Annotated in this window: 9 protein-coding genes and 1 pseudogene; 6 read left to right on the plus strand and 4 right to left on the minus strand. The window is 64.2% G+C overall.

Annotated features, from left to right (window positions below; genetic code table 11):
* Both Q7T10_RS17950 and Q7T10_RS17955 read left to right on the plus strand, forming a co-directional pair.
* Positions 1–259, plus strand: a pseudogene (locus Q7T10_RS17950) (ABC transporter substrate-binding protein); the annotation flags it as partial.
* A gap of 14 nt (positions 260–273) precedes the next feature.
* The gene (locus tag Q7T10_RS17955) at positions 274–1,065 is read left to right on the plus strand and encodes a phosphodiesterase (protein WP_304750870.1); all 792 of its coding nucleotides are present in this window, start codon (positions 274–276) and stop codon (positions 1,063–1,065) included.
* 230 nt (positions 1,066–1,295) lie between these two features.
* Here the strand turns inward: Q7T10_RS17955 and Q7T10_RS17965 are convergent, their stop codons facing one another.
* Positions 1,296–2,279: a magnesium transporter gene (locus Q7T10_RS17965; protein WP_304750871.1), complete on the minus strand. Its 984-nt coding sequence runs from the start codon at positions 2,277–2,279 to the stop codon at positions 1,296–1,298.
* 150 nt (positions 2,280–2,429) lie between these two features.
* On the opposite strand from Q7T10_RS17965, the gene Q7T10_RS17970 reads away from it, so the two are divergent.
* The 4 genes from Q7T10_RS17970 to Q7T10_RS17985 all read left to right on the plus strand — a co-directional run bounded on the left by Q7T10_RS17970 (position 2,430) and on the right by Q7T10_RS17985 (position 8,489).
* Positions 2,430–5,384 carry a cation-transporting P-type ATPase gene (locus tag Q7T10_RS17970; RefSeq protein WP_304750872.1) on the plus strand — a complete coding sequence of 985 codons (2,955 nt, stop codon included), beginning with the start codon at positions 2,430–2,432 and terminating at the stop codon, positions 5,382–5,384.
* Entirely contained in the window at positions 5,381–7,480 is a 2,100-nt protein-coding gene (locus Q7T10_RS17975; protein ID WP_304750873.1) for a hypothetical protein, read from the plus strand. Before Q7T10_RS17970 ends, Q7T10_RS17975 begins: the two co-directional genes overlap by 4 nt.
* Positions 7,477–7,893, plus strand: a complete 417-nt coding sequence (locus Q7T10_RS17980; protein WP_304750875.1) for a hypothetical protein — start codon at positions 7,477–7,479, stop codon at positions 7,891–7,893. The genes Q7T10_RS17975 and Q7T10_RS17980 overlap by 4 nt, the downstream gene beginning before the upstream one ends.
* A 353-nt stretch (positions 7,894–8,246) precedes the next feature.
* Positions 8,247–8,489, plus strand: coding sequence for a hypothetical protein (locus Q7T10_RS17985; RefSeq protein WP_304750876.1), 243 nt, complete (start codon positions 8,247–8,249; stop codon positions 8,487–8,489).
* A 111-nt stretch (positions 8,490–8,600) separates the two neighbouring features.
* Here Q7T10_RS17985 and Q7T10_RS17990 read toward each other — a convergent pair whose 3' ends face one another.
* From Q7T10_RS17990 to Q7T10_RS18000, 3 genes are all read right to left on the minus strand, one after another.
* Positions 8,601–9,176 carry a chalcone isomerase family protein gene (locus tag Q7T10_RS17990; RefSeq protein ID WP_304750877.1) on the minus strand — a complete coding sequence of 192 codons (576 nt, stop codon included), beginning with the start codon at positions 9,174–9,176 and terminating at the stop codon, positions 8,601–8,603.
* A 565-nt stretch (positions 9,177–9,741) separates the two neighbouring features.
* Positions 9,742–10,494, minus strand: coding sequence for an alpha/beta fold hydrolase (locus Q7T10_RS17995; RefSeq protein WP_304750879.1), 753 nt, complete (start codon positions 10,492–10,494; stop codon positions 9,742–9,744).
* A 6-nt stretch (positions 10,495–10,500) separates the two neighbouring features.
* Positions 10,501–11,374 (minus strand): M14 family zinc carboxypeptidase (locus tag Q7T10_RS18000; protein ID WP_304750881.1); only part of this gene is annotated, 874 nt, incomplete at its 5' end.

The raw sequence follows: 11,374 nt of genomic DNA on the forward strand, positions 1-11,374 counted from the left end.
GGGCTATTTTCCTGCCAACCTGATTCCAGCGAACGACGCCACCATGCTCAAACCGTTTTATGAGCAAAACCCGAACTACCTCACTGCCGTCAAGCAACTGCCCGTGCTGACGGGCTGGTACGCATTCCCCGGAGAAAACGGACTCAAGATTACAGATGTCCTCAAGGACCGTCTGCAGACCGTGGTTTCGAAAGAGGCCCAACCCGAGGCCGCGCTGTCTGACATGACCAAAGCCGTGCAAGCTTTGCTGCCACGCTAATCAGGGGGCGAGTTGTGCTGAAATTCATCCACATCACGGATACACACCTCGTCGAGCAGGGGCACGCCCTTTATGGGCTGGACCCCTGCAAACGACTTGCGCGTTGCCTGGACAGTGTCATCCAGGACCACTCCGACGCCGCGTTGTGCGTGCTCACCGGGGACCTGGCCCATGTGGGCCACCGGGACGCCTATCGTCAATTGTCCGAGCAGTTGGGCCGCCTGCCGATGCCGGTCCTGCCCATCCTGGGCAACCATGACAACCGTGCCAATTTCCGCGAATTCTTTCCGCAGGTTCAGACTGACGCGAACGGATTCGTGCAGTATGAAGCGGCTATCGGTCAGTACCGAGGCATCTTCCTGGACACCAATGAGCCCGGTGTGAGTTACGGTGTGTTGTGCGAAAAACGCGCCCAATGGTTGGCCGACCGTCTGGCGGAGGATGAACGCCCCGTGTTGCTGTTCATGCATCACCCAGCCTTTGTCCTGGGCATTCCCTCCATGGACCGAATTGCGTTGCTGGAGACCAAGCCGTTTCGAGCGGCACTGGAAGGTCGCACCCATCGCATCAAGCACCTGTTCTTCGGACATATCCATCGCCCCATCTTCGGTAGCTGGCGTGGCATCCCGTTTTCAACGATGCGCGGCACCAACCACCAGGTGGCCCTGCGGCTGGATGACACCGGGGCGATTGCGGGCAGCCATGAACCGCCGCAGTACAGTGTCGTGCTGCTCAACAACGAGTCCGTCACAGTGCATGTGCATGATTTCCTGGACAGTAGCGATAGGTTTTGGTTGGGTGAATGAGCGCTCTTCGACTTTGGTATTGACAGCAAGCTGCGCGGTTGTGACTTGGTAGGTCTGCGTTGTTAATTTTGTTGCGCTCAGCAGGCCAGCCTTGGCCGGACTGTCGCCGAACATCTGGGCCGAGCGTTCCATGAGTTGCGCTTTCCCGTTCGCGATCTGGCTCGGCTGAACGTCAGACTGCTGCGCCAATTCCGCCAGCGTCTTCAACTTCAACTTCAACGTCAACCTGCTCAGAGCACGATCGCCGACACGCACGCAAAGTAGATCAGGAGGCTCAGGACGTCCTGCACGATCGTTGCCAACGGGCCGCTGCCGTAGGCCGGGTCGGACCCGACGCGGGCGAGCAGCCACGGCAGCAGCAGTCCCAGCACTGAGGCCAATGCGCTGGCCCCGGCCAGCGCGAGTGTGACGGCCACGGCCAGCCGCAGTTCGCCGAATACCAGCCACACCATCGGAAATGCCAGCAGCGCGAGCACCAGCCCGACCAGGAGACCGGTGCGCAGTTCCCCGCCAATGAGTCTGGCTAAGCCAAGATGGCTCAGCGACAGGCCGCGAACCGCGACGGCCTCGCTCTGTGTCCCGATGGCGTCGGCCAGGTAGACCAGTCCCGGCACGAAGAAGGCCAGCGCCGGCTTGGCCGCCAGCTCCGCCTCGAAGCGTGCGACAACGAAGGTGGCGACCATGCTGCCGCCGAGTCCGACGACAAGCCAGGGCAGCCGGTGGCGCGCACGGCGCATCGGCGGTTCCTCGATCGCCTCCCGCGCATGGTTCGACTCGCGCGTGATGCCGGCAAGGCGGTGCAGGTCTTCTACGTGTTCGCGACGCAGGATCGCCATCAGTTTGGCCGGGCCTACCACCCCGACCAGCCGGTCGGTCGAGTCGACGACCGGGACGGCGGCAACGCCATGGTGCAGCGCCATCGACGCCATCATTTCCTGGTCAGTGCCAGGCATGACGCGGGGTCCGTTGCGTCGCGTCGCCGCTGCGCTGATCTCGGCTTCGTCCGGCAACGCCAGCAATTCCGCTGCTGTCAAGGTGCCGAGCAGGCGTCCATCGGGGTCAATCACGCAGACCAGGTCCCAGGTTGTGCGCTGAAGATCGCGGATTCGCGAGCGAACCGCAACTGCTGTATCGCCGGGATGGGCCAGCACCGCTTGCGGGCCGACGTGGTCGACTGAGGTCTCTCGTGTCGGCTTGTGATGGTGCAGCATCATGACTGGGATCCATGGGACATCCGCCTGAAATGATGGCGGTTAACGTGCCAAGGCAGAATTGTACGATCGGATGAATCGCGCGGCGGGGCGGATCGTGGTTCTCTGGTTGTCACAGGTTTGTCATGTGGAGCGAGTAGGCTTTCAGAGCCCATGTCTATCGTTGCTCACCACACCGTCATCACGTCTCGCAACGGCGTCTGGGCCACGCTGCGCGTGCGCGGCTTGCTGCGCAACGCAACGCTGGCGAGTCGCCTGGAATCGGCAGGAGCCGATTCACTCGAAGTCCGGCTCGCCACCGGGTCGGTCCGCGTGAGACTCACAGCCGAGCGCGACGAGGCGTTCTGGACCGAATGGTTGTCTGTCACCGTCAAAGCGCATTCGGGTGGCAAGGCGCCGGTGTCCCCAGCACCGGCGGTACCACAGCGGCTTAAGGCCGCGCGGCGCCAACCGCGGACTGCCGCCAGCACGGCAGTTGACGCTGGGAGCGGGGCAGACACAGCCCACAGCGCACCGATCGACCGTCTGCTGGCGCAACTCGCCGGTAACAGGCCGATTGATGTCGAGCGCGGCCTATCAGTTGCCGAGGCGCAGGCCCGCCTGGCCCAAGACGGGCCGAACGAGATTCGTGACATCACCGGCCGCAGCACTTCGGAGATCCTGCTCGGGCAGTTCAAGTCGGTGCCGGTCGCATTGCTGGGTGGCTCGGCCGCTCTTGCACTTGGCACTCGCGCCTTCGCCGACGCCGGTGCCATCGGCGCCGTGCTGGCAGCCAACGCGACGCTGGGCTTCGTCACCGAACGTCGCGCCGAGGAGACTGTCTCCAGCCTGCGCAAGCTCGGACCCCGTCAGACCACGGTGCTGCGCGACGGCGCCACGGTCACGATTGACGCGCGCGAGGTGGTCGTAGGCGACGTGCTCGTGCTCAAGCCGGGCGAACCGGTGGCAGCCGACGCGCGGGTTGTCGAAGCGCATCGCCTGGCCACCAACGAGGCGGCTCTCACCGGTGAGAGCCTGCCGGTGCGCAAGGAGCCGATCGCCGCGCTGCCCGAAGACACCCCGCTCGGCGAGCGCCGTAACATGGTGTTCATGGGCACCGTGGTGTCGGGCGGTGCCGGCCTCGCAGTCGTGGTGGCCACGGCCGAGCATGCGGCGCTCGGACGCATCCGGCAACTCGCGCAGGGCACTGAGGCGCCCCGCACACAGCTGCAGCAGGAGCTTGACTCGCTCGGGAAGCGCCTGGCGATTGGCGCGGCGACGCTGTGCGTCGGCGTGTTCGCGCTCGGCGCGCTGCGCGGGCGGCCGCTGCTGCCGCTGCTGCGCACGGCCGTCTCACTGGGCGTGGCGGCGATTCCCGAAGGCCTGCCGACCGTGGCCACGAGCCTGCTCGCCGCTGGCGTGCGCTCGCTGCAGCAACGCCAGGTCTTCGCGCGCCGGCTCGATGCCATCGAGAACCTCGGTGCGGTCGACACCGTCTGCTTTGACAAGACCGGCACGCTGACGCAGAACCGCATGAGCGTGGCGTCGCTCACGGTCGGCGACGAACTGATCGTGCTCGAGGATCACGAGTCGCCGCCGACCTTGCCCGACGCCTGGCTGCGCGTGGCGGTGCTGTGCAACAGCGTCGAGCGCGTGAACGGTGATCCGGCAGGACCATGGCAAGGCTCGTCGACCGAGATCGCGCTGCTCGAATTCGCGGTCGAGCAGGGGGCGGACGCCGCGCAGCTGCGCCGCAGCCATGCGACGATGGGCGTGCGCCACCGGTCGGAGCACCACCCCTACATGGTGACGCTGCACGACTCGACCGAGCGTGGGCTACTAGTGGCCGTGAAGGGCCGGCCCGACGAGGTACTGGCGCGCTGTGAGACCTGGTTCGACGGCCAAGGCACGCAGCCGCTGAAGCCGGCGCAACGGCGCCGGCTGCTGCAACTCAACGACGAGATGGCCGTGCGCGGCGACCGTGTGCTCGCACTGGCCTTCCGCGAGCATCCGGATCGCAGCTTCGGCGAGACCGCCGGCCTGTGCTGGCTGGGCCTAGTGGGCCTGGCCGACCCGCTGCGCCCCGACTTGCCACAGATGGTGCAACGCTTCCGGGCTGCCGGCATCCGCCCGCTGATGATCACCGGCGACCAGCTCGGCACCGCCCAGGCGGTGGCCTTGCGCATTGGTCTGAACCACGGGCAGCCGATGGTCGACGCCGCACAACTGCCCGAATCGGCGGCACTGATCGCCGACGTGGCGGAACATGCCAGCGGCTTTGCCCGCACCAGCCCTGCCATGAAGCTTGAGATTGTGCGCGCGCTGCAGCAGCGAGGTCACGTCGTGGCGATGACCGGCGACGGCATCAACGACGGACCGGCTCTGAAGACCGCCGACGTCGGCGTCGCGATGGGTGTCACTGGAACCGACTTCGCGCACGCCATGTCCGATCTCGTGCTGCGCGACGACCACCCGGCGGCCATGCTGCAGGCCATCGAGCAGGGGCGAACCGCTTTCGTCAACATCAAGAAATCGGTGCGCTACCTGGTGGCCACGAACCTCAGCGAGTTGGCCGCCACGACGTTCGCCGTGGCGGCGGGGCTGCCCGAACCTTTCGATCCGCTGGCGCTGCTGTGGACCAACATTGTCACGGACATCTGGCCGGCGATTGCGCTCGGTCTGGAGCCGGCCGAGCCGGGCATCATGGAGCAGCCACCGGTGTCACTGCGAGGCGGGCTGCTTGAGCGCAGCGAATGGGGTGCAGTGGCCACCGACGCCAGCACGATGACGCTGGCCTCGCTCGCCAGCTTCGGCTACGGGTTGGCGCGCTATGGCGCCGGACCGCAGGCGCGCACACTCGCGTTCATGACGCTGACCTCGTCGCAACTGCTCTACGCGCTCGCGATGCGGTCCGGGCGACCGCTGCGCAGTGGCGGCCTGCAGCCGAACCCGATGCTGCATCGAGCCGTCGGCTGGAGTCTGGCGGCACAGGCCGGCACCGTGCTGCTGCCTTTCGCGCGCCGGGTGTTGCGCACCACCCCCATCGGCCCGATCGATGCGCTCGTGGTGGCCACGACTGCGGTTCTGCCGCTGCTCGCGCGCGAGCTGCTGAAGGAGCGCAGGCGATGAGCACCGCCGAGATACTGCACGAGACCCGACACCGGCTGCGCCTGGATGCAGGGCGGCACGCCGATCTGGACGCGCTCGTCGCCGGTCTCGCGGCGTTGTCCGGCGTGCATTCGGCCCGCGCCAATGCGACCTTGCACTGCGTCGTCGTGCAGCACGATGGCCGTCCCGAGACACGAGATAGCTTGCTCGCCCGCCTACGCAGCCCCGCGCAACAACCGCGGCGGCAGCGGATGCGCGCGCGCCAGCCGGCTGCCGCGGTGGCTGGGTGGACCCCGGCAGTTCTGGCCGTGACCGTGCCGGTGCTGCCTCAGGACTGGCGCCCTGGCGCCGCGCTCGGCGTGGTGGCGGCGCGGGTGCTGACGCAGGCCGGGCGGCTGCGTAGCGATCCAACCGCCGTGCTGCTCGACGCTGCCTCGCTGGTGTCGCTGGCGCTTAGCGGCCAGTCCATGGTGGTCTCGACCTCGGTGCTGCTGCGGCTGCTGTCCGAGCGCCTTTCTGCTCGTTTGGTGCGTGAGGCCGACGGCCTGCTCGACCACTTGCTGCCCACCGAGGCCACACAGTACACCGCGCTTCGAGAAAGTGATACCGACCCGAGTTGGTCGTGGTGGTCCTTGCGGTCGTTGCGCGCGGGTGATCGCGTTCGCCTCATCCCCGGTGATGTGGCGCCGGTCGACGGCTGCGTGGTCGACGGAACAGCCATGCTTGCGCCTGCGGCGCATCAAGTCCAGCCGCGTCCGGTAAGCCCGGGCGACCACGTCGCGGCGGGCGAACGGCTAAACGAAGGCCGGCTCGAACTGCGCGCTGAGGCCGACCCGGCGTCGTCACGCCTGGCGAAACTGCGCGCACAGGTGCAGCACGCCATTGGATCGCGTGACCCGGTCGGTCGGCTGGCGCCTGGCATCGAGCGGATGTTGTCGCTGCCGCTGACCGCGTCGGCGCTGGTGTTCGGACTGACGGGCGACACGGCGCGTGCGGCAGCCATGTTGCAGGCCGATCCGCAGCAGGGGCTGGACCTCGCATTGCCGCTGGCGCGCGAAGCGGCGCTTTACGCGCTGGCACGGCAGGGCTTGCTGACGGCCGGGCTCGAGGCCATCGAGCGCCTGGCGGTGGCGCGCACTCTCGTGCTGCAGGACACCGGCGTGCTGGCCACCGGACGCTGGACCATCGAGGCCGTGCATACCGAACCGGGCGGCGACAGCGAACGGGTGCGCGGCTGGCTCGCCGCCCTCGCGGACACGCCGCTCGAGGTGCTGGACAGGGCGAGCTTCCCGGACCGGGTAGTGCGGCAGTGGGTTCGCCATGGCGCCGTGCTGCGGATCGGCGAACACGAACTGCACCTCACGAGCCGGCACCGTCTGCAGCAGGTCTGGGGTCTGGCACTCGGCGATCGGCCGCCCTCCGCGGCGAGCGAGCCGCTGCGCCGGGAGTTGGCGGTCGTGGCCGCCGGCAGGGTCGTGGCGAGGGTGGTGCTCGCCAGCGCCTTGCGCGCTGGCGCACTCGACCGGCTGAACGAACTCACGACGTTGGGTTTCGACCGCGTGGCCGTGTTCGTCGAGGCTGATGGTGGGGGTGGCGAGTCAAAAGGTGCGGCTGCGGCTGGCGGCCGGGAAGGTCTCGAACGAATCAACGACGACCCCGGCAGCCGCTCAGACTGGCTCGCTGACGCGGTGCGCGACGGCTCGCCACTAGTGATGGTTCACACCGTGCTGCGTGATCTGGCGCCACCGGGTAGCCTGAGTCTGACCCCGATGGATGCTGACGCGGGTTCGCACGGGGTGCTGCTCGGCGACCCTCTGGCCAGCCTGATCGCGGCGCGGCGCGTGGCGCAGATCGTGCATCGACGCCTACGCCTGCAACAGGGCGCGGCCACGGCCGGGAACGCAGCACTGATGACCTCGGCAGCCCTGCGCTGGCTGCCTCCTATAGGCACGACACTGCTGCATCACGGTCTGGCATTGCTGTTGCTGTTGGACAGCCTTCGCATCCAGTCGGTCCGATCGCCGTCTGATCCCGTACGTCCGTTGCCACGGCGCAAGCCGAAGCAGCAGCGACATCGATCCACTGAAACAAATACTGCCAGGAGTGAAATCACATGAAGATCGAAGAAATTGCCCGCCCGGGCGTAATCGCACTGGGCGTTGTCGGCATTGCCGCCACCGCGCTGCTGGGCTTTGCCGCCGGCGCCGCGGTGGCGCGTGACCCGGAAGCCTTGCGCCGCACGGTCCGCCGCGTGGCGCGCGGCCTTGAACGTGCCACGTTGATGGCCGCGCAGGCCCGCGAACACGTCGGCGACCTGTGGGCGGAGGCGCGGGAGGATGCCATCGCCGAGGTCGATGCGGCCGATTTCGAACGCGCTGCCTCGAGCGCCGCGAAGGCGGCACCGGCCGCTGCTGCGCAGGCAGCGCCAGTCAAGGCGTCTCGAAAGGCTCCGGCAAGTCCCCGCAAAGCTCGCAAGTCGACTGCTCCTGTGACGCAAGCTGCTGCCAAGAATGCTGCCGGACAGGAGTGAACCTCAGCCGTCCCGATCCGGTGCGGTCGCCGGCATAGGGGCGTGAAGCCGCGCTTCCAGGCGCTGAAGAACGCTGCCTCGGGAATCTTTGCGTGACGATTTGCGTCGTCGGCCGAGTCGAGTTCGTGCCCAGGAAGTAAAAAAAAGAAATGATCGGACAATTCCAGGAGTCACACCATTTTGGATTGCGCCGGGCTGATTGACATAGCTCAACGCTCTGTCGATCTCTTCGGATGGGACCTCTTGATAGTGGGTTACCTCGGCCGCTTCGGGTGCGGGACAAATATACTGATCTTCTATCCGTCAGGACTTCAATTTTCCCTGAACTGCCGTTTTCATTATGGAGAAGCGCTATGTCCAAACGCCTTGACAACTTGAACCGTGTTTTTCTTGAATTGCGAGATCGTTATGGAAGCGATGATTCCGTAGTTTTGCAGGTGGAAGAAGAGCTCGCCACTTGCCAAGCTCTTGAGTCCCTTTATGAGGAAACTCGCCTGCCATTTGGCGAACGCCGTGTGGCTAAGCCATCATCGCGATTTTGGAGTTTCCGAGAGCGCAGAAATTATCGAGAGAGAAAAGCGGCGGCGCAAATTTGAGTGAACCCGAAAAGTGCAAAGGCGATCTACCTGAAATCTCCTTGGATTGCCTGCTTGTTGATATTCATACTCTTGAGCTCGAGGTATACGCGCCTACGTAATGAAGAATTTTCACAGTTGCCCCAACAGTCCCTTTTTGAGCCGTTCATCCACCGGGCGATCGCCCACAAAGATGGCGAGTACAGCATTGTAAAAATCGGCTCCTGCAATCGCCTTACCTTGGCTAACGCCATTGACAGTTAATGTAGTACCGAACCCCGGCACATAGTCAAAGTTGATAACGTCGCCTGTCACCGTAGCACCCGTGGCTACGATCAGACGCTCCAACTCGGCGATGCGACGATTCAGAGCGGCGAGTTCCGCCACGCTGGCATTTTCTCGAATGCCAGAAACAAGTGCGCTGTTGAAGTCGTCAGGGCCTGCACCTCGCAGCATACGAAGCTGCAGCCGTTTCGGCCCAAGCATGGCCGAGATTTCTTGAAGCGTAGATCCCTTTTCATTGAGGTAGAGGCCTGCCACGTAACCTTTGATGAAAAAAACGGCCCGCAGACCCAGGCCATTGAGCCGAAGTTCGCGGCTTCCTAATTTGATGTTGTCCTCAAAAGACTGCCCTTCAAGGGTAGCTGCGCTCAGGGATACTGCGGTCAAAGAGAAGATGCAGGCAACGGCCAGGTTGTTCAGTTTCATCAAACTCGCCGAGCCCATGGGCCCAATGTCGCCTTCTCAAACGCATCAAGTGTCACTGCAAAGTCTCGCCCAGCAAGCACAGAACTCTGAATGAGCCCCAATTGAACTGCCTTTGCGTATTGCTCTCGCGCTATATCGAAGGGTAGAGCAAGTGTGTTGGTTGTAGTTCGCCCGAATTCAGAAATGGTTTCCCCCAGACTTTGCACGAAATTCGAGTTTGATCGGAAAATTTCAGAATTCAATTTGACGCCGGGTAATGGCGCGGTAGTGAACTCGATGAGTTGAGACATTGTGTGCCTTTTCAATTGGAGTTCTGGCAGCATATCAGGGTTAACCTTCGTTCAAGATAGAAACGACTGCCATACGTCCCGTTGCACAGGTAGTGAATGGCGATCGAACGCAACGTGGAGCAAAGGCGCCGCGCCTTCAGAAATACGGCAACGGTCCTACGCAAGCGAATCGAATTATTCGCCGCATTACCACGTGCCTCTTCGAGTCGTATGAGCCCCCAAACCAAACTGGACGGCATCGGAAAGACCAACAAAGCGCAATTGGCAGAAATCCACTAGTTGGCGCGATCCATCAGCCAGTCCCGCACCTGACTGGCAACCCAGGGCCCGTCGTCCAGCGGCACATCGTGCCCGGCGCTGGTGTGGATACGCAGGGCGCACTGCCAATGCCTGGCCAGTGCCCTGGAGCATTCAACGCTGACCAGATGATCCTGTTCGCTGGCCAGGACCAATGTGGGGGCAGGCGGCTTGACTGCCGGCGCACGAAAGCGGGCGGCGGCAACCAGCTGTCGAAGCGCGCTCGCGCGTGCGACCGGATTAGTCTGCCGCAAGGCCAGCCAGAGCGGCAATACCGATTCATCAGCGCGATTGCTCGTCATCTGCAGCACCTTGCGCTCCCACACCTCAGGCCCTGCAGCCAGCAGAACCAGCTTCAACAGCGCGCCATAGTTGCCGGGCCGAAGGCGCTGATAAAACGGGCTGAACGGCCGCATGCTGGTGTTGATGAGCACATTGGCAGCCACCTCCTGCGGATACGCGTGCGCCCAAGCCACTGCCACCATGGCGCCCAGCGACATGGCCAGCACATGGTAGGGTGGCTTGATGTTGCGTGCCGCGAGCTCTGCACGACAGTGCACCACCATGTCTTGAACGCGCACAGGGCTGCGCTCCTGATTCAGCTGGCCGTTACCTGGCAGGTCCAGCGCGATCACCTGGCAGCCCGGCAGGGCGTGCTGAAACTGCTCGATGAAGTGACCCCAATGCCGGCTCTCCCGAGTAAGTCCGCGCAGAAATATCCAGGTGCTCATGGCGCGTCAATACCAGTCCTGCAGCGCCTGCGCATGGTGCTGGGCACGGGTTTCGGAGCCGGGTAGCCAAAGGCTGTGGCCGCAGGCTGCGCGCGACAGAAAGTCCAATAGCAGCTGGTGCTGGCGCAGCACCCGCTGCTGCCGGTGTTCAATTTGGGGATTGAATATGCCGTGCCGCGAGAACAACTGGCGCGGGTTTTTTTTCACCCACAGCCAGGAACCCATCTCCAGCGTGAGTGGCAGAAACACGCGCGCCTCCTGCGCACAGGATTGCAGGTACAAATGGTCCCACAGGTCACCGTGCGCCAGATACTGCAGGCTTTGTGGCTCGATGACATAGCGGTGGTGGCTGTGTGACTGGACAAAGATATTCCTGAGCGCGTGCATCTCTGCCAGGTGTGCGATGGGCGCACGCGTGTGCGCATAGGGAAACCAGATGCGATCCCGGCTGCCGAAGCCTGAATGACAGTCCACTGACAGGCTGAAGTCGCGCGTCAGCAACTCGGTTGTCACGACATCGCACACGGCCTGATTTTCGATTTCCATGGGTTTGGCCCTCGGGCCGCGGTACCAGGGCAAGCCGGCGCTGATCCGCTGCCCACCCACCAGAAAAGGGACTGGCTCCCGCGCTTCCACTGGTGCGTTGCGCATCAGGTCCACGCCGTTGGGATTGGCCCGTGTGCCAAGCGCCATGCCGCCGGGATTGACGATGGGCATGAAGACCAGGCGAACCGATTCGAGTTGCTTGTGTAGCGTGCTGTCCCATTGCAGGCGCATGACCAGGCTTTGCAGGTAGGCAATCACCACGCCGGCGCCAATGCGCTCCAGGCCATGAACGCCGCCGAAATAGCCCACTGCAGGTACCTCGCGCCCGGGATTT

It is taken from the genome of Rhodoferax sp., assembly GCF_030646845.1.
In the GTDB taxonomy this organism is placed as follows: Bacteria; Pseudomonadota; Gammaproteobacteria; order Burkholderiales; family Burkholderiaceae_C; genus Rhodoferax.

Excerpts from the sequence above, each read along its gene's own strand:
- Q7T10_RS17975 (WP_304750873.1), top strand. The coding sequence starts at position 5,381 with ATGAGCACCGCCGAGATACTGCACGAGACCCGACACCGGCTGCGCCTG.
- Q7T10_RS17990 (WP_304750877.1), bottom strand. The coding sequence starts at position 9,176 with ATGAAACTGAACAACCTGGCCGTTGCCTGCATCTTCTCTTTGACCGCA.
- Q7T10_RS17970 (WP_304750872.1), top strand. The coding sequence starts at position 2,430 with ATGTCTATCGTTGCTCACCACACCGTCATCACGTCTCGCAACGGCGTC.
- Q7T10_RS17980 (WP_304750875.1), top strand. The coding sequence starts at position 7,477 with ATGAAGATCGAAGAAATTGCCCGCCCGGGCGTAATCGCACTGGGCGTT.
- Q7T10_RS17965 (WP_304750871.1), bottom strand. The coding sequence starts at position 2,279 with ATGATGCTGCACCATCACAAGCCGACACGAGAGACCTCAGTCGACCAC.
- Q7T10_RS17985 (WP_304750876.1), top strand. The coding sequence starts at position 8,247 with ATGTCCAAACGCCTTGACAACTTGAACCGTGTTTTTCTTGAATTGCGA.
- Q7T10_RS17995 (WP_304750879.1), bottom strand. The coding sequence starts at position 10,494 with ATGAGCACCTGGATATTTCTGCGCGGACTTACTCGGGAGAGCCGGCAT.